At 46.5% G+C, this 17,999-nt stretch carries 13 protein-coding genes and 1 pseudogene; 13 read left to right on the top strand and 1 reads right to left on the bottom strand.

What is annotated here, in order from left to right:
* Positions 1-89 (bottom strand): annotated as a pseudogene (locus AKG43_RS12800) (IS1595 family transposase); the annotation flags it as partial.
* A 152-nt stretch (positions 90-241) separates the two neighbouring features.
* On the opposite strand from AKG43_RS12800, the gene AKG43_RS08615 reads away from it, so the two are divergent.
* The 13 genes from AKG43_RS08615 (at position 242) to tssG (ending at position 17,688) form a co-directional block, all read left to right on the top strand.
* Positions 242-760, top strand: coding sequence for an RNA pyrophosphohydrolase (locus tag AKG43_RS08615; protein WP_054600166.1), 519 nt, complete (start codon positions 242-244; stop codon positions 758-760).
* Positions 761-850: 90 nt separating this feature from the next.
* Positions 851-1,555 carry a YafY family protein gene (locus tag AKG43_RS08610; RefSeq protein WP_054600163.1) on the top strand — a complete coding sequence of 235 codons (705 nt, stop codon included), beginning with the start codon at positions 851-853 and terminating at the stop codon, positions 1,553-1,555.
* Between the two features lie 82 nt (positions 1,556-1,637).
* Positions 1,638-2,228, top strand: coding sequence for a glutathione S-transferase family protein (locus tag AKG43_RS08605; protein ID WP_054600162.1), 591 nt, complete (start codon positions 1,638-1,640; stop codon positions 2,226-2,228).
* A gap of 222 nt (positions 2,229-2,450) precedes the next feature.
* On the top strand, positions 2,451-4,433 hold the full coding sequence (locus tag AKG43_RS08600; protein ID WP_054600161.1) for a DNA topoisomerase IV subunit B: 1,983 nt from the start codon (positions 2,451-2,453) through the stop codon (positions 4,431-4,433).
* 412 nt (positions 4,434-4,845) lie between these two features.
* Positions 4,846-5,568, top strand: a complete 723-nt coding sequence (locus AKG43_RS08595; RefSeq protein ID WP_054600160.1) for a hypothetical protein — start codon at positions 4,846-4,848, stop codon at positions 5,566-5,568.
* Positions 5,569-5,858: 290 nt separating this feature from the next.
* Positions 5,859-6,146 carry a co-chaperone GroES gene (gene groES / locus AKG43_RS08590; protein WP_054600159.1) on the top strand — a complete coding sequence of 96 codons (288 nt, stop codon included), beginning with the start codon at positions 5,859-5,861 and terminating at the stop codon, positions 6,144-6,146.
* A 78-nt stretch (positions 6,147-6,224) separates the two neighbouring features.
* Positions 6,225-7,868, top strand: coding sequence for a chaperonin GroEL (gene groL, locus AKG43_RS08585; RefSeq protein WP_054600158.1), 1,644 nt, complete (start codon positions 6,225-6,227; stop codon positions 7,866-7,868).
* Positions 7,869-8,220: 352 nt separating this feature from the next.
* On the top strand, positions 8,221-8,484 hold the full coding sequence (locus tag AKG43_RS08580; protein ID WP_054600157.1) for a PAAR domain-containing protein: 264 nt from the start codon (positions 8,221-8,223) through the stop codon (positions 8,482-8,484).
* Positions 8,484-9,659 carry a hypothetical protein gene (locus AKG43_RS08575; protein WP_054600156.1) on the top strand — a complete coding sequence of 392 codons (1,176 nt, stop codon included), beginning with the start codon at positions 8,484-8,486 and terminating at the stop codon, positions 9,657-9,659. Before AKG43_RS08580 ends, AKG43_RS08575 begins: the two co-directional genes overlap by 1 nt.
* Before the next feature lie 291 nt (positions 9,660-9,950).
* Complete coding sequence (locus AKG43_RS08565; RefSeq protein WP_082403038.1) at positions 9,951-13,208, top strand: ImcF-related family protein; 3,258 nt, start codon at positions 9,951-9,953, stop codon at positions 13,206-13,208.
* Positions 13,205-14,839 (top strand): type VI secretion system protein TssA, encoded by a 1,635-nt coding sequence (gene tssA / locus AKG43_RS08560; RefSeq protein WP_054600153.1) that lies wholly within the window; start codon positions 13,205-13,207, stop codon positions 14,837-14,839. Before AKG43_RS08565 ends, tssA begins: the two co-directional genes overlap by 4 nt.
* Positions 14,840-14,848: 9 nt before the next feature.
* A complete protein-coding gene (gene tssF / locus AKG43_RS08555; protein ID WP_054600152.1) occupies positions 14,849-16,621 on the top strand; it encodes a type VI secretion system baseplate subunit TssF in 1,773 nt (590 codons plus the stop codon).
* Positions 16,585-17,688 (top strand): type VI secretion system baseplate subunit TssG, encoded by a 1,104-nt coding sequence (tssG, locus tag AKG43_RS08550; protein ID WP_054600151.1) that lies wholly within the window; start codon positions 16,585-16,587, stop codon positions 17,686-17,688. The genes tssF and tssG overlap by 37 nt, the downstream gene beginning before the upstream one ends.
* Positions 17,689-17,999 lie beyond the last annotated feature (311 nt).

Below are 17,999 nucleotides of genomic sequence, written 5' to 3'. Positions count from 1 at the left end.
GCAGCAGAACGTGCGGTTACTTCCAATACAAAATATTCAAGCAGTTTTCTTTGCAGACTCTTCTTTAACTTACAGTGGGTTATCTTCATTTTGGCAGCCTATCATGACTGCTAATCTACGTCAGCCCCTAATTTTTTCAGACGGCCCCGAACGGGAGGCACCGCTTGTGGATAAATTTGTCAAACCGCTCGCATTTATGGGAAAATCACGCGATTGGATTTTACGCAAAGGGCGACACAAAATGCTGGATAGAGAAGGATATCGCCCCAATGTCGGTATTATATTGACCAACGACCGCAACGAAGTGTTCTGGGGCAAACGGGTGCGCGAGCATTCGTGGCAGTTTCCGCAAGGCGGCATCAAGCCGGGCGAAAGCCCCGAAACGGCGATGTATCGGGAGCTTCTGGAAGAAGTCGGCCTGCTGCCGCACCACGTTAAGATACTCGGCCGCACGCGCGACTGGCTGCGCTACGACGTACCTACCCATTGGGTGCGACGGGAATGGCGCGGCTCGTACCGCGGGCAGAAGCAGATTTGGTATCTTCTGCGCTTGGTAGGCCGCGAAAGCGACGTGCATCTGCGCGCGACCAGCCACCCCGAATTCGACGGCTGGCGTTGGCATCAATATTGGGCACCGATAGACGAAGTGATTGATTTCAAACGCGGCGTGTACGAAGGCGCATTGAGCGAGCTTTCCCGCTTTTTGCGCGGCTTGGAAACGCTGGAAGAATTTACCCGCCGCCAATTGGAACTCAAATAATCCCTCCAAACGCTTTCAGGCCGTCTGAAAGCGTTTTTTATGTTCAGACGGCCTCACTGATTAAAACCTGCCACAAACATACCGCCCGCCATGACCCGCTCCGAACGCCTGCTCAACCTGTTGCAACTGCTGCGCAACCACCGCCTCCCCGTTACCGCCGACACACTGGCGGAAACGCTTTCCGTGAGCGTGCGCACCGTATACCGCGACATCGAAACCCTGTGCCGTCAGGGAGCAGATATACGCGGCGAGGCGGGTGTCGGTTTCATTCTCCACAAAGATTTTCTGCTGCCGCCGCTTTCGTTCAACGCCAACGAAATCGAAGCCCTCGTGCTCGGCATGCGTTGGGTACTGGCTTATACCGACAACGCATTGGCACAAGATGCCAAATCGGTGTTGGCGAAAGTACAGGCCGTGCTGCCGGAAAACATGGCGGATTTATTGGACAGCCAAGCCTTGTTTCCCGTTCGCGATCATGCGGAATACGGCGAACACGAGCAGCATGTTCTCAACACCATTCGCGCCGCCATCCGCAGCAACCGCAAACTCGAATTCGACTACACCGATGCCGAAAACCGCCCGAGCCGCCGCACCGTGTGGCCGTTTTCCATCGGCTATTTCGACGACGCACGGCTGGTGTCGGCTTGGTGCGAACTGCGGCAGGATTACCGCCATTTCCGTTCCGACCGCATCGGCAAGGCTGTGATCGGCGACATTTATCCCACCCCGCGCATGCTTTTGTTGGACGAATGGCGGCGCAGAGAAGGCATCGACCTGCACCCGTTCGATTTTTGAGGCCGTCTGAAACCCTGCTGACAAAAACTGACACGCGCCGCCCGTAAAATCTTTCTACCCTTCCCGATACTTGGAGAACGACATGAAAGACTTTACCCTCTACACCGTACCCCAATCACGCGGCGGCATGGCTTTGTGGATGCTTGAAGAATGCGGCGCCGATTACGATACCGTGGTGTTGTCTTACGACAGCGTCAAATCCCCCGACTATCTCGCCGTCAATCCGATGGGCAAAGTGCCTGCCTTGAAGCACCGCGGCCAAGTGCTGACCGAATCGGCCGCCATCGTTACCTACCTTGCCGAACAGTTTCCCGAAAAAAATCTGATTCCCGCCGCCGGCAGCGAAGAGCGCGGGCAATATTACCGCTGGCTCTTGTTTGCCGTTCATCTCGAATATGCCGGCGTGGACAAAATGCGCGGTTTGGAAAGCGATGAAAACATCCGCCGCGCCATCGGCTACGGCGACTTAAACACCGCCGTAAACACCTTGCGCCAACACCTCGACGGCCGCGAATATATGGTCGGCAACCACTTTACCGCGCTCGACCTTTACTACACCGGTTTGCTGGATTGGACGGTCAACCACACCGGCGCGCTGCCTGCCGATCCCGTGTTCACAAACTACATCAACCGCCACGCCCAACGTCCCGCGGCGGTGCGTGCTGGGGAATGAAATAGTTGATTTGCTGTCGAAACAGCTTGAGGTCGTCTGAAAGCGTTTTTTATTTTCAGACGGCCTCATCTGCTTCAATACCCGCGTTGCTTTTCCGATGCCGTCTGAACCCCGTTTAAATCATGTTAAAATCCCGCCCGATTGCAAGATTTTCTTATTTTTCAGACGGCCTGCCGCAAGAGGCCGTCTGAAACCGCTTAAACATTTGACTGCGTAACCCTCATGACCACACCCCAATACAGCGAATCCAGTATCACCGTCCTCAAAGGCTTGGAGCCGGTAAAAGAGCGACCGGGCATGTACACCCGCACCGACAGCCCCACCCACATCTGCCAAGAGGTGATCGACAACGCCGCCGACGAAGCGCTCGGCGGTTTTGCCGATGAAATCAAAGTGGAAATCCATGAAGACGGCTCGCTTTCCGTGCGCGACAACGGGCGCGGCATTCCGGTGGGGCTGCATCCGGTGGAAGGTTTGCCGGTGGTGGAGCTGGTGTTCACGCAGCTTCATGCGGGCGGTAAGTTCAACAAGAAAGACGGCGGCAGCGCGTATGCCTTTTCAGGCGGCCTGCACGGGGTGGGCGTATCGGTAACCAATGCGCTTTCCAAACGCCTCGAAGTGACCGTGAAGCGCGAAGGCAAAATCCACCGCATCGTGTTTGCGGGCGGCGCAGTGGTGGAGCCGCTGGCCGAAGTCGGCAAATGCGCAGTGAAAGACAGCGGCACCGAAGTGCGCGTGTGGCCGGACGGCAAATATTTTGAAAGCCCGCAATACAGCATCGCCGAACTCGAACGCCTGTTGCGCGCCAAAGCGGTGCTGCTGCCGGGCGTTACCGTGTCGCTCACCCGCCCCGTCAAAGGCCAGCCCGAGCCGCACGTGCAGACGTGGCATTACCCCAACGGCCTGAAAAGCTATCTGCTCGACTTAATCAGCGAAGCGCAGGAAGCCGTACCGGTGTTTGCTTCGGAAAACTATATTTCAGACGGCCACGACAGTGATTTCAGCACGGGCGAAGGCGCGGCGTTTGCGCTCACTTGGCTGGAAGAAGGTTCGTGCAACAGCGAAAGCTATGTGAACCTGATTCCCACCCCGCTCGGCGGCACGCACGAAGCAGGCTTGCGGCAGGCGGTGTTCCAAGCGGTGAACAACTTCATCAACCACCACAACCTGCTGCCGCGCGGCGTGAAAGTGCAGAGCGACGACGTGTTCGGCCGCGTGGCATTCGTGTTGTCCGCCCGCGTGCTCGACCCGCAATTCCAAGGCCAAACCAAAGACAAGCTCACCAACCGCGACGCGCTCAAGCTCGTCGCCGCCGTGTCGGGCGATCCGCTGGAATTATGGCTCAACCAAAACGTCGAGGCCGGTAAAAAAATCGCCGAACTCGCCATCAAGCAGGCGCAGGCGCGAATGCGTTCGGTGAAGAAAATCGAGAAGAAAAAAGGCAGCGGCGTGGCCGTGCTGCCCGGCAAGCTCACCGATTGCGAAAGCGAAGACATCCGCGAAAACGAACTCTTCTTAGTGGAAGGCGATTCGGCAGGCGGTTCGGCCAAACTAGCCCGCGACAAAGCCACCCAAGCCATTTTGCCCTTGCGCGGCAAAGTGTTGAACAGCTTTGAAGTGCATCAAGACCAACTGTTCGGCAATGCCGAAATCCACGACATCGCCGTCGCCATCGGCGTTGACCCGCACGGCGCGAACGACAACCCCGATTTAAGCGGCCTGCGCTACGGCAAAATCGCCATCCTTTCCGATGCCGACGTGGACGGCTCGCACATCCAAGTGCTGCTGCTCACCCTGTTTTACCGCCACTTCCCCAAACTGGTTTCAGACGGCCATATTTATGTCGCCCAACCGCCGCTGTTCCGCGTGGATGTCAACGCACAAGGCAAAAGCAAACCCGCGCGCAAATTCTACGCACTCGATCAGGGCGAATTGGACGGCATTTTGGAGCGGCTGCAAAAAGAAGGCGTGAAAGAAACCGCCTATTCCATCAGCCGCTTCAAAGGCTTGGGCGAGATGAACCCCGACCAGCTCAAAGACACCACCATGCACCCCGACACCCGCCGCCTGTTGCAGGTGCAGATTCCCGAAGCGGCGCACGAACAAACCCACAGCATTTTCGTCAAACTGATGGGCAAAGGCGAAGCCGCCAGCCGCCGCGCGTGGATGGAAGCCGAGGGCGATACGGCGGAAGTGGATATTTAAAGTTTTCGCCTTAATAAATAGAATCAGCTTTGATAAGCAAGCAGGCCGTCTGAAAAAAGGTTTTCAGACGGCCTTGTTTGTTGATTTACTCTCCAAAATTCAAGACTATTTCGAATGTTCAGCAAAAACACTCTGTAAATTCAATTAACAAATTTCTGTCTTCATTGTTGAGATTTTCTATTAAACTACTAAAGTAAACAGCTTGATTAATAACTTTTAAAGTTTTTTAAACGGATTTATAATTTAAAAATTGCTTTCCAGTTTTGGAGAAAACGTCTTTTTATTATCAATACAAGGGATTATTTAATATGCTATCAATATATTGCTTTTCTATATCTATAATTCATAAGTCATTTGAAAAAAAACATTTGAAATTTATTCAAACGGCTTACCTTAAAAAGGAAATACCGATATGAACCCAGTACGAATATTTATTTTGTCTGCGTTATCGGTTTTATTACTGAACGCTTGTGAAGAAGGTATGGGTGTCAATATCACTCTGAAGTCAAAAGATAAAGAAAAAGACGCTAGCTCTGCCGTATCGCTCGATATAGACGGAAAAGACGTTAAAGTAGGTACTTCTTCGGTAGAGTCGTTTGTGTCGGACGGTAAAAAGATTACGGTTGAATCAAATGATTCCGTTAAACTTAGCCCGAATGAAGCAGACCGTTCAAATAACCGCACTCGTGAACAGACTGCCGATTGGACGCCGCTGTTCCGCGCTTGGGAAAGCACAGGGTGTATAGATATGCCTTCCGAACCCGACCGTTTTTTCAACGGCTTAAGTTCAGGGGTTATCAATCTTCCATATCCTTATTCTGAATACGTTACTTCTGCAATCCATACGGAGCGCGACAAGGAATATGGGGAATATGAAACATATAAACTCGGCATTACGGGCGAATATTACGGCTTGCCTGTTAAAGAAGTATCCAGAACTGTGGGAATTGGAATGGGTGCCAACCAATATGCTTTAATATTAGACGTTCCGGTGGAAACAGCACGCCAAACCCTACAACGGGAAAAAGTAATATACCGTACTCAAGTTGACCCGTTGCTTGACCCCGATTTCGGTAAAGCAAGCATCATCGGAAACGGCGGGAAAACGGTTATCGTATGTGATGCTTCCATGTAAACAACCGTATGGTGGTAAACACACCGCAGGCCGTCTGAAAAATATTTTTCAGGCGGCCTGTATGCGTTTTTAAATTAAAAAACTTCATTCCGTATTGCCTGAATAAGCGGACATGAAAGAAATTTGTACAAAAGCACGCAACAGGGCTTGAATTTACCGTTTACAGCCTTATTTTGCCTTTCGTTCATACTGGAAAATGTTGGGCTTACCCTTCATGCACAACATTTCATTTTTTAACAGCCTGAATATTCAGGTATTTGTTTGACTATTTATGATATTGGAGCATACACATGACCATTCGTCCCTTACACGACCGCGTAGTTGTGAAACGCTTGGAAGCTGAAGAAAAAACCGCATCAGGCATCGTATTGCCGGGCGCGGCCGCCGAAAAACCCGACATGGGCGAAGTGATTGCCGTAGGTGCGGGCAAAGTCGGTAAAGACGGCCAACGCCGTGCGCTGGATGTGAAAGTTGGCGACAAAGTGATTTTCGGCAAATACAGCGGCCAAGCCGTTAAAGCCGACGGCGAAGAGCTGTTGGTAATGCGCGAAGAAGACATCTTCGGTATCGTGGAATAATCGACAAACAATCCCATTCAGGCCGTCTGAAACGGTTTCAGACGGCCTCGTAAAGCATTCATTATTTGGAGAATCAACATGGCAGCAAAAGACGTACAGTTCGGCGCAGACGTGCGCCAAAAAATGGTAAACGGTGTCAACGTATTGGCCAACGCCGTTAAAGTAACTTTAGGCCCGAAAGGCCGCAACGTCGTGGTAGACCGCGCATTCGGCGGCCCCCACATCACTAAAGACGGTGTTACCGTAGCCAAAGAAATCGAATTGAAAGACAAATTCGAAAACATGGGCGCGCAAATGGTGAAAGAGGTAGCCTCTAAAACCAACGACGTGGCCGGCGACGGTACGACTACCGCAACCGTTTTGGCACAAGCCATCGTAGCCGAAGGCATGAAATACGTTACCGCCGGTATGAACCCGACCGACCTGAAGCGCGGTATCGACAAAGCCGTGAACGCTTTGGTTGACGAGCTGAAAAACATTGCCAAACCTTGCGACACTTCTAAAGAAATCGCCCAAGTGGGTTCGATTTCTGCCAACTCAGACGAGCAAGTAGGCGCCATCATTGCCGAAGCGATGGAAAAAGTGGGCAAAGAAGGTGTGATTACCGTTGAAGACGGCAAATCATTGGAAAACGAATTGGACGTAGTAGAAGGTATGCAGTTCGACCGCGGCTACCTGTCTCCCTACTTCATCAACGATGCCGAAAAACAACTGGCTGCTTTGGATAACCCGTTTGTATTGCTGTTCGACAAAAAAATCAGCAACATCCGCGACCTGTTGCCGGTATTGGAGCAAATCGCCAAAACCAGCCGCCCGCTGCTGATTATTGCCGAAGACGTTGAAGGCGAAGCATTGGCCACTTTGGTGGTGAACAACTTGCGCGGCATTCTGAAAACCGTTGCCGTTAAAGCCCCGGGCTTCGGCGACCGTCGTAAAGCCATGTTGCAAGACATCGCCATTTTGACCGGCGGTACTGTGATTTCAGAAGAAGTCGGCTTGTCTTTGGAAAAAGCCACTTTAGAAGATTTAGGCCAAGCCAAACGCATCGAAATCGGTAAAGAAAACACCACCATTATCGACGGCTTCGGCGATGCAGCACAGATTGAGGCGCGCGTAGGCGAAATCCGCCAGCAAATCGAAGTAGCGACAAGCGATTACGACAAAGAAAAACTGCAAGAGCGCGTAGCCAAATTGGCCGGCGGTGTGGCGGTGATTAAAGTCGGCGCGGCTACCGAAGTGGAAATGAAAGAGAAGAAAGACCGCGTAGAAGATGCCTTGCATGCAACCCGCGCCGCCGTTGAAGAAGGCGTGGTAGCAGGCGGCGGCGTTGCTCTGCTGCGTGCCCGTGCCGCTTTGGAAAAAGTGGAAACTTCCAATGCCGATCAAGACGCAGGCGTGCAAATCGTATTGCGTGCCGTGGAATCTCCGCTGCGCCAAATCGTGAAAAACGCCGGCGGCGAGCCTTCTGTGGTTGTGAATAAAGTATTGGAAGGTAAAGGTAATTATGGTTACAACGCGGGTAACGACACTTACGGCGATATGCTGGAAATGGGTGTGCTGGATCCTGCCAAAGTAACCCGTTCAGCCTTGCAACATGCCGCTTCGATTGCCGGTTTGATGCTGACTACCGACTGCATGATTGCCGAAATCCCCGAAGACAAACCTGCTATGCCTGATATGGGCGGCATGGGTGGTATGGGCGGCATGGGCGGTATGATGTAAGAGGCCGTCTGAAAAAGCTTGACCAAACCAAATCCCGCATGCTCGGCATGTGGGATTTTTTTTATGTTGTCTGTTAGGGCATCAAGCCGTCTGAAAGCACGGCATGAACAATAGAGACCTTTACAATCTTTTTGATATGCCTGCACTCGCCACATTGCTACGCCTTGAACTGTATCTATATCGGAGAGTTCCGTAAAGGCATCAGTAATGTGTTGTATTTCTTTCTACTTTTATAGGAAAAAATAAGTGAAAACGAAATAGCCATGGTTTCCGGTAGTGCTGATTTGTGAAAATATGATAAAGCAATGTAGAATGCCGACATTCTATTTATCAGTTTAAAGAAAGATACTATATGAAAGGAATCATCCGTTTGGGTGATGCGACTACTCATGGCGGCAATGTCATCCAAGCCTCATCTCAAATGATTATTGACGGCAAACCGGCTGCTTTGGTCGGCGATATGGTGAGTTGCCCTGTGCCCGGGCATGGCGTAAATCCCATTATCGAAGGAAGCAGTTTTATGTCGTTTCAAGACAAAGCGGTAGCCGTTGAAGGGTGTAAGTGTGCTTGCGGCTGTGCATTGATCAGCAGTATGCCTTCTGTGGGGAGCGACTGATGGATTGGCCGATTCCCGATATTCCCGAAGTGGTGAAGTTGGAAAAATACCGTTTCGATAAGCCTTTATTCTGGTTTTTAGGGCTGTTTGTTTTATTTTTGCTGTGTGTGCCGCTTGTATTGTCTTTATGGCAGGGCAGACCTTATTCATTACTGTTTTGGTGTTTGTTGTTCGGTGTGCCTGTGTTGGTGTGGGGAAGTATACGGCTGATGTTTTTTTCTTGGGAATACAGCCGAAAAAGTCAGTTTGATGCCTGGGAAGTAGAAAAAAACAGAATCCGCCAGCATTGGCAAAATTGGGCTCAAAAAAGTATAGCTGTGGTTGGCTCCGGTATCTATTTGCCCGAAAGCTTAAACATATCCGATATTATGGTTCAACAGGGGGAGTTGAGAAAAGGCAGCCCCGCCGTATTTGACCGTGCGGATAAGGAAAACGAGGAAATTAGGGAAGACATTTTCAGAGGTTTTGTTGAATTTATTGAGAGCACTTTAGCGGTTCTGCCTTATAAGGAATTAACCGTTTATTTGGATTCTGCATCTGAATATTCAAGAAGTGATGATTTTCAAGCTCTTTCTGATTATTTGAATAGTGGCGGTACTTTAGGAGATGTACAAACCGAAGTCGGTTTGTTGGAAAACGGTGCAGATGCCTTAGGTGATTGGATTCAAAATTCATCTGAAAAATTGATTGTGGTTCTATCTTTAGCATTAAATGATGATGAGGAAAATGCTCTGCCTGAAAGTGCAGCGTGGTTTGCATTGGTATCTAAACAATCTGCCGAGAAGCAACAGGCCGGTATTCAAGGCTATGTATCCAGACAGATCGGATTAAGCTATGACGATGATGAGGCCTTGGGCGAGTTGGTCAGAAAAAAATATGCACCTTACGCATTAAAAGGAAAAGAGCCCGGTGCCATGTGGTTGGGTAATATTGCTTCCGATAAACTGCCGGTTCTGTTTGAAAATCTTTACGGAGCAGGGTTGAGCTTTTGGAAGGGAAAAAACAGCATAGATGTTTTTACGGTTGACCGTTATTTTGACGAAGCGGCCAATACCTATTGGTTGGCATTGTGGTTTGCTCTCAACAGCGACACATCGGGCAAAGACATTTTATGGTTGGCCGGCCATGAACAAGGCGCATATTTAGGGCTGATTTCTTTTCCAAATAATGTGTAATCAATTATATCCGGAATATAAAACTAAGTTGTGGTAAAAAGGTTTCAGTAGTTCAATCACGCCAATATCATAAAAATACCGCTTAACATAAACTAATTGATTTTTTCATGCGTGTTGAATAATCTTACGGCTGCGAGGAAAGTTTTTAATCGTTTGTCGTATTGATAAATGGTTGAATAAGCTTGTCTATTAAAGGAATTTTAATAAAGACATTCAAAAAAGGAATCGCAAGATTCCTTTTTTATTTCAGTTTAGTTTTACTCTTGTTGGATTTTTTGGAAATTAAAAATCATGAGACCACTTTTTCTGGGTTTAATCTTGCTTGCTATCAGCATTCTTTCAGGATGCTTGGTTTTCTTTTTCGGAGCCAAAATCGGCCTCGAGGGCTCAATGCAAAAAACAGTTGTTTGGGTATGTTTGGTATTGATAGCCTCATTAATTTTTTTAATGCCGATGGCCATCCGTTATGTGTGGTCCGGCTGGTCGGGAAGATATTCGGGAGCAAGAAAATTAATCACAGAAGAGTTACAAGATGAGTCTTCAGAGTCAATCCGCCTGCTCGGTAATGCGCAACGGTGGGAGCAATTGCAACAGATTTATACTTTGACTACCCAATATAAAAACCACAGAAAACCTTGGATATTCGTTGACGGCTCCGATGAAGTGGTTTTGCAGGCTTTCCCTGAAATTAAACATCACTTATGGGTAGAAAGCCATGCTGCCTTTTGGATTGATATTCATGCACCGGAGCCGCTTGAAGGGTGGGGTGGCCTGCGTGGTAAAGGCGTGCAGCCCGCGGAAGGTATAGTGTATTTATCCAATGACATGAATGAAGCGGAAAATTTTGCCGGAAGCATCAAAACGTTTATGGATAAACTGGGCTGGCTGTTACCAGTAAACATGGTTTATGTGGATAGAAGCAATCAAAATGCCCAACCTTTTTCTATTACTCACAATGTTTTGGAATCGAAACAGGAAAACATTCAGAAAGATTTAGAGAAATTTGCTTTTGAACTATCCGGAATGGGTACTTTTTCGATAGAAGAGCGCCACACATCAGTTGCACCGGCTTTGTTGTCGCAAAAATTGCAGGCTTCAAACGGCATGATTGCGGAAAAACTGTTCTTGAATAAACAAGAAATGGGTAAAACAGACAGTTTGAATACGGTTGCTTTTGTTTATTCAAGGCAACAAGACATGTTGCCCGATTTGATTTATCAGTCTTTTAACAGCATTGTAGGCTTTAACAAAGCCAAAAAGTTGAAATGGACTCAACCGGATAAAATTTATGGCGGATTAAGTGTTTTGGCGGTTTTGGCTGCAACGGGCTTCTCGGTGGCTGCCTACAACAGCCATCAAGATATGGCTGCATTGCAACAGAGCATCGTGCAGTTAAAAGAAAACCCCTCTTCTCTCAATAATCTGGCCGGTTTGATTGATCTGCAAAAACAGATTGTTCATCTTGAAGAGAAAAAATCTACCGTATCAGGAAAAGCACTTGCCGCTGTGGGCTATGATCATTCCCAAGAATTGCTGGATACAGCTTATCTTGAATACGGAAAAGCCGTTAAGGGAGTTGTGGTTGCACCTGTACTGCAGAAATGGACCGAGCATCTGTCTTACTTGGATGAATATTCCAAAACCAATACACATGATAGTGAAGAGTTTTACAATATTCTCAAGGCCTATTTAATGGTAACCGACAGAATAGACAAAGTTGATGCACCATTTCTTGCTTCACATATGCTTCTGATTTTTGATGGATATTTGTCGAAAAGCGAGCAGGTTAAAGAAGTGGTTGCCTTTTTTACACAACGGCTTCCCCAGCAACAGCATTGGATTTCGCCGAGCGATCGCGGCTTGGTAGATAACAGCCGTCAGATTTTGGCTGAATGGATTGGTGATGTACAAACAGAAGAACATGTTTATCGCAAAATTTTGGAAGAAGGAATCCAAAAATTTCCAAGTGTCTCTTTGGCTGAGATTCTGAAAAGAGATATTCAGAACGAATGGATGGTTTCAAAAAAACTGCCGGGTATTTTCACCCCTGAAGCATGGCGTAAATATATTCAACCGGCTTTTGAAGCGGCAGCTAAGAACAATCATGCTGATGATTGGGTATTGGCTGGTAAACTGCCTTCTTCTGAAGTGAATGAGATTGCAATTAATGGTTTGAAAGAAAAGTATTTTTCTGAATATGCATCGGCTTGGTTTGATGTGCTTAACAGTATTTCATGGGTTGGCCGTAACAAGAGTTTGGAAGCTGTTAATCAATTGCATGTTTATGCCGATCCTCAGCGTTCACCTTTGGTAGCTCTGATGGGGGTTATTAAAGAAAACAGCATGATTGATGCGAAAAGAATCCCAATCAATCAAGCGGTGCTCGCTAAAGCCGAGAAAGTTGCCGTAGCAAGAATATCAACCCGTAACCGCCAGTTGGCTTCTGCGGCATTGGAAAGCCAGTCGGAAAGAGTCAATGCTGTTCAAGATCAAGTGCAGGACTACATACAGGGGCCGTTATACGATAAATTTTCGACCTTGTTGCAATTGGTGGATGCCGGAGTGAACCCCAAAAGTGATTTGAGTTTGCAACGCTATTTGGAAAAAGTAACCGCTACCAAGCAAAGATTGATCCAGATTGTAGGCTCATCCGATAGCGGGGGGGCTGCCCGTATAGCCGTCCAAGGAGTTATGTCGGGTGAAGAAAATGAGTTTACCGATGGTTTGCAATATGCACGTTTGGTTGAAGCAGGTGTCGGCGATAAATTGCTTGCCTTTGCAAACAATGTTTTTGTTAAACCTTTCCATGTTTCATGGGGAAGTTTGTCGGGGGCTGCGCAAGAAAATATCAATTCTATGTGGCATCAGAATATCATGTCTGCCGTTGAAGCAGATATGGCCGGTAAATATCCGTTGAGTGCAAGTGAGATTGAAGTGGCTATCCCGGTGCTTGCTAAGTATTTCGAGCCGAATAAAGGAAATTTTGATCAATTTATTCAATCACAATTAAAAGGTATTCTCACCAAGCAAGGGCATCGTTGGGTCGAAGTTCCCGGTCAGGAATTTAGAGTCAATAAAGATTTCCTGAATCAGATTAATAAGATTGGTCAGGTTTCAAATGATTTGTTTGTAAACGGAGAGGCCGGTTACACCTTTGAGTTAAAACCGGCTCCGACTGCGGGCGTCACTTCATTCACTTTAATGCTCGACGGACAGTCATTGAATTACTTTAACCAAGAAGCGGAGTGGAAAGCTTTCAGATGGCCCGGCGATATGGCTGCCTCAGGAGCGTATATTACTTGGGAGAGCGATGCTTCCGGCATCAGAAAAAATATTGAATTCAATGGCCGTTTCGGATTCATCCGATTATTGGATAAGGCTAGGGTAACGCCGATTGATAATGGAACTTATCTGGTTGAGTCGGAAGTGGATCATAATCTTGCCGTTCGCTTCTATATCCGTACCAATACAGGTAAAGGGCCTTTGGGTTTGCTTGAGATGAGAAACATACGCATTCCGAGCCGGATTTTTGAGGTTTCTTCAAAATGATTGTTCCGGATTGGATTAAATCGGTTTTGGGGGACAATCCAAGTTCACAGGCTGAAGAGAGATTGGGGGCTTGGGCAGGCTGGCTGGCTCCTATTTCCGAAGAAGCGCCGGCCGGTAGTGATGTTAGCTACGATGATAACTTTGAAACAGTTAAATCGGAGTTGGCAAAATTAAGCGGGATAGATGTCGAGCTCATTATCCGTTTAAGCCAACAGTTGCTCAAAGAGCAGGCAAAGGATCTGCGCGTAGGAGCTTACTATGCTTACGCCAAGCTGCGTTATGAAGGCTTGCCGGGGTTTTCAGACGGCCTCGAATTGATATGCGGTTTGATCAAGTCATTCGATTCTGACGTTTGGCCCAAGAAACCCCAGCAAAGATATACGGCTTTATCTTGGCTAATGGGCAACAGAACGCTCGATATTTTAGATACGTTGGAGATTAATGATAGAGAGATTTTCAATCGAACATTATCTTCGCTTATTTACTTGCAAAACTTGTGTATGGGCTGGGAAGAAAATGCTCGGCCGGGTTTCGGAGCTATTTTAGAGAAGCTTGAGCAGGCGTCTTTCCGATTCAATAGAGAAACTCCAAACGTTTCAAATGCACAAAAAGCGGAAGAAGGTGACTCTGCTGAGCAACACGCCCAAGTACCCAGCACAGGAGAAAAACAGACACAAATAACACTGCCGTCTGAAACAACAGCGATTAGCTCCAGCAAAATGTTGCTGGATCAAACCCGGGTAATAGCTGTGTTTTTGAGGCAGCAGGAATACGGTTATTGGTCGGCATTTAAAATGGTTAGGGCTGTACGTTGGGGTACTTTAACCAGCAGCCCGCCAGCGGTTGATTCAAAAACACGTTTGAAAGCTCCGAGAACCGATGTTGTAGCTGCCTTGCAAAGGTTAGACAAAGAAGAAAATTGGTTAGATCTGCTGGAAAAGGTTGAAGCGGCTTTTTTAGAGGGCGCAAATCATTATTGGCTTGATTTGCAATACTATGCATGGAAAGCCCAAACTGCTTTAGGCGGTGTTTATGTTAGTCAGACAGCCTCTTTTTTAGCGGATTTTGCTGCTTTTTTGGAAAGATGCAGCGGGTTGTCAGGATTGCTCTTTGATAACGGTATGGCCTTTGCGTCCGATAATGTATTGGAATGGTTGGAGAAACAAGTATTCAAACCAAGCTATGTCAATAGTGCGCAACCATTGGCTCAAGTGATGGAAAGTGCCGTTACAACCGAAAACAACCAATATGATGAAGCGGTAGTGATTGCAGAGGCGTCAGGTATTGAGGCTGCTATGGCATGGCTGTCTGACCACCCCCAGCTTCAACACGGAAAATTTTTATGCCGTAAGCTTTTTTGGATGGCAAAATTGGCCGATGCTTATCAGAAAACCGAATGGTCGTTATATCTGTTGGATAGGGCTGCGGAAGAAATGCAAAGCATGGCCGTAGAAGTTTGGGATAAAGAGTTTGCATTCGATTTGTATAACCTGCAATGCAGTTTTTTACAGGCGAAAGTAAAGCGTAAAGACATGCAGCACGAAAAAAATAAAATCATGGAGCAAATTTCCGATCTTCAAAACAGATTGATCAAAATTGATGCCGCAAAAGCTTTAGCTACCTTGTATTAGGTTACGGATATGTCAGACCCTACCTTAAAATATTTTGAAGAAGAGATGCGTTATCTGCGGGAAGCCGGTTTGGAGTTTTCTAAGTCTTATCCCGACCGCGCAGCGCTGTTGAATATAAATCGTTTGGGAACAAGAGACCCTTATGTAGAGCGCTTGTTTGAAGGATTTGCATTTTTAACAGGCCGTATCCAGCAAAAATTGGATGACGATTTGCCTGAGCTGACGGAAAGCTTGGTAAATATGTTGTGGCCGCATTATTTAAGAATGATTCCTTCGTTAACCGTGCTGGAATTCCAACCTGATTTTAAAACATTGCAAGGTAATCAAACTGTTGCCAAAGGAGTTCCTATCCAATCCGAAGCCGTGAGTATGGAGGATAGGCAAACCCGTTGTATATATCGAACCACCAATGATGTTCTTCTGACACCGCTAAGAATTTTATACAGCACGTTGGATCATGATCTTAACGGTCGCAGCATCATCCGCATACAGTTTAAGTTCGGTGAGCAGATGCAGAGACAGCAATTGGATATTTCCAAATTACGGTTATACATATCGGCTGAGGAACCGGTAGCATTTGCATTACGCCATGCTTTGTTACATAACGTGGATGGCGTAGGTTTGAATTTCAATGGGCATAAATTTTTCCCTGATCACCGTATCACATTCAAATCGGTAGGATTTGGCCCACAAGATAGGTTATGGAATAAAGAGTATAACAGTTTTTCGGGCTATCAAATGCTTTTGGAATACTTTTGTTTCAAGCAGAAATTCTTTTTTATAGATTTGGAAGGCATTAATTTTGAAGATATTCCGGAATCTGCTTCAGAGTTTTCCTTAGATGTAGTGTTGTCTAAAAATTATCCGGTAGAGCTAAAGTTTGATGCGGATGCCTTAAGGCTGCACTGTACGCCTGCTATTAATCTTTTCGAGATGGAAGCAGAGCCGGTAAGGGTTGACCACTTGAATCATGAGTATGTGATAAAGCCTTTGCTTCACGACAGTATGAACGTTGAAATATATTCGGTTGATGCGGTAGACGCGTTTAATCATCATAACGGTGCCCGCTACCAATATGTTCCCTTTTCATCTTTCCAGCATCGGGGCGGTTTAATGAAATACGATGCTCCCGAGCGTTATTTCCATACTAGGGTTAAGCAGGGCGTGGGGGGTAAATACGAAACCTATTTAATGTTGGGCGGACATTCTTGGGAAAAGCAAAATCCTTTGCCGTTTGAAACATTGTCTTTGAAAGTAACCGGCACCAATGGAAAAATTCCCCGCAAAACATTAAGGGAAACACAAATCAGAGACACATCTTCAGGTATTCCCAACATTAGTCAGGTTAGGAATCTGCTGACGCCTACACTATCATGTTATCCGCCTACGGAAGATAGGTTTCAATGGCGTATCTTGTCCCATCTTGCTCCTAACTATTTGTCGTTAATGAACAAAGATACTTTAAAAGGTGCGCTGGCTATATACGATTGGACAGAAGACGAGCTCAATAAACGAAAAATAAACGGCATTTTGGATGTTGCCCATCAGCAAGTTAGAAGGCTTGATAAAGGTGCCGTTCAGCGCGGCGTACACATTACGCTTACGCTGGATGAAGATGCTTTTGAGGGAGATGCAGAGATTTATCTGTTTGGAGAATTACTTAACGAATTTTTTGCCATGTATGCAGATTTAAATCTTTTCACCCGTTTTACGATCAAATCGCTGCCCTCGGGAAAACAATATAAATGGAAAGACAGCAAAGCCACTACCGTTCGGTTTTAAACACGGCTAACTTAGCGGCAGAAGACAATAAAGAAAAGAAAGAGCAAGCCAGTTGGGAAATACCGAATCCCGAAAGAGTATTTCAAAGAAATACCGATAACCTATTTTGCAGCATTCTCGGGCAGAACATAGTTGATGCCGCGGAAAAAATGAATTTTTTCCAATTTTGTTATTTGTTGGAAAAAATGAGCGGAGATGATTCAGACGGCCTCCATCAACATATCAGGTTCCGAAGAGTTAAATCTTTGGCGTTTCCTGCAGGAGAAATTGCAGCCGTAGATACGGAGTCATCTTCAATACCTTCGGTTTATACCACTTTTCTCGGTTTATACGGGGTAGATTCGATATTGCCGGAGTATTTTTTAAATGATATTGCTACCGGAAAAGAAGGATCCGCAAGCCTTGCCGAATTTTTAGATATTTTCAACCACCGAATCAGTGAGTTGTTTTATCAGGCTTGGAAAAAATACCGTTACCCTTTTCAGTTTTTAATTGGAGGTAAAGACAAAACCTCATTAACCTTGCTTCATTTGATAGGGCAAAGTTTAAAAGAAAACAGTAAAGATTTACTCCAACCTTTATTGGATAGCAAGATTTTAGGTTTATTGGGTGTGTTCCACCAGCGTACACGCACGGCAGACGGAATCAAAAGCATCGTGAACTATATTTCTCCGTTTTCAATCGTGGAAGTATCTGAATTTCAGCCCCAATGGATCAATATTGGAAATGATAACAAGTTGAGTAAGGGTGCATTAAAGCTTGATGGAGGAAGTGCAGTAGTCGGGAGTAGGTTTAAAGATTGTAATCATATGATTCATATAGATATTGCACCTTCTTCGTATAAAGATATGGAAGATTTGCTGCCCGGGCAGGATTTACACCGCCAATTAATGGATTTGCTGAAAATTTATTTGGGATACCAAACTGATGCGGCCATATATTTGAATATGAAACGCGAATGGATAGGCCAGACGCGGCTGGGCGGAACACAAATGCTGAAAATCAACACGGGCTTGGGGGCTGCTAAAGAGGATAAGCGCATCAAAATCGGCCACTATACATGCTGATAGAATGTTGATATCCGATTATATGAAATATTGGTATTGCCGGAAAATGCTCCGCTTGCTTGTGACAAACATGACGTTTTTCTGACGATATATACTGTGATTGTGGTGTAAAAACAACTATATATTGCAAAATAAAATACCAAACGCTTTGGAATAAAGGGCTTAAAGGTTGTGTCGGTTTATGTTAAGCAACAGAAGTGTTAAAAAATTATCATCATACGTTAAGCGGCCGAGTCTTGAGCTAAAATATCCGGCTGTTGTTTGCTTAATTAGCTATTGCATCTCCGAATGATAATATAAGCAAACGTTTT

The organism is Neisseria sp. 74A18, assembly GCF_001308005.1.
Lineage (GTDB): Bacteria > Pseudomonadota > Gammaproteobacteria > Burkholderiales > Neisseriaceae > Neisseria > Neisseria dumasiana.
Note: the sequence above shows the minus strand (reverse complement) of the source record. Positions and strands in the feature narration are given on the sequence as shown.

Bases quoted from the DNA above. Each gene is read 5' to 3' on its own strand.
- AKG43_RS08610 (WP_054600163.1), top strand. From the start codon at position 851: ATGACCCGCTCCGAACGCCTGCTCAACCTGTTGCAACTGCTGCGCAAC.
- groES (WP_054600159.1), top strand. From the start codon at position 5,859: ATGACCATTCGTCCCTTACACGACCGCGTAGTTGTGAAACGCTTGGAA.
- tssA (WP_054600153.1), top strand. From the start codon at position 13,205: ATGATTGTTCCGGATTGGATTAAATCGGTTTTGGGGGACAATCCAAGT.
- AKG43_RS08600 (WP_054600161.1), top strand. From the start codon at position 2,451: ATGACCACACCCCAATACAGCGAATCCAGTATCACCGTCCTCAAAGGC.
- AKG43_RS08565 (WP_082403038.1), top strand. From the start codon at position 9,951: ATGAGACCACTTTTTCTGGGTTTAATCTTGCTTGCTATCAGCATTCTT.
- AKG43_RS08595 (WP_054600160.1), top strand. From the start codon at position 4,846: ATGAACCCAGTACGAATATTTATTTTGTCTGCGTTATCGGTTTTATTA.
- AKG43_RS08615 (WP_054600166.1), top strand. From the start codon at position 242: ATGCTGGATAGAGAAGGATATCGCCCCAATGTCGGTATTATATTGACC.
- AKG43_RS08580 (WP_054600157.1), top strand. From the start codon at position 8,221: ATGAAAGGAATCATCCGTTTGGGTGATGCGACTACTCATGGCGGCAAT.
- AKG43_RS08605 (WP_054600162.1), top strand. From the start codon at position 1,638: ATGAAAGACTTTACCCTCTACACCGTACCCCAATCACGCGGCGGCATG.
- groL (WP_054600158.1), top strand. From the start codon at position 6,225: ATGGCAGCAAAAGACGTACAGTTCGGCGCAGACGTGCGCCAAAAAATG.
- tssG (WP_054600151.1), top strand. From the start codon at position 16,585: ATGGAAAGACAGCAAAGCCACTACCGTTCGGTTTTAAACACGGCTAAC.
- AKG43_RS08575 (WP_054600156.1), top strand. From the start codon at position 8,484: ATGGATTGGCCGATTCCCGATATTCCCGAAGTGGTGAAGTTGGAAAAA.
- tssF (WP_054600152.1), top strand. From the start codon at position 14,849: ATGTCAGACCCTACCTTAAAATATTTTGAAGAAGAGATGCGTTATCTG.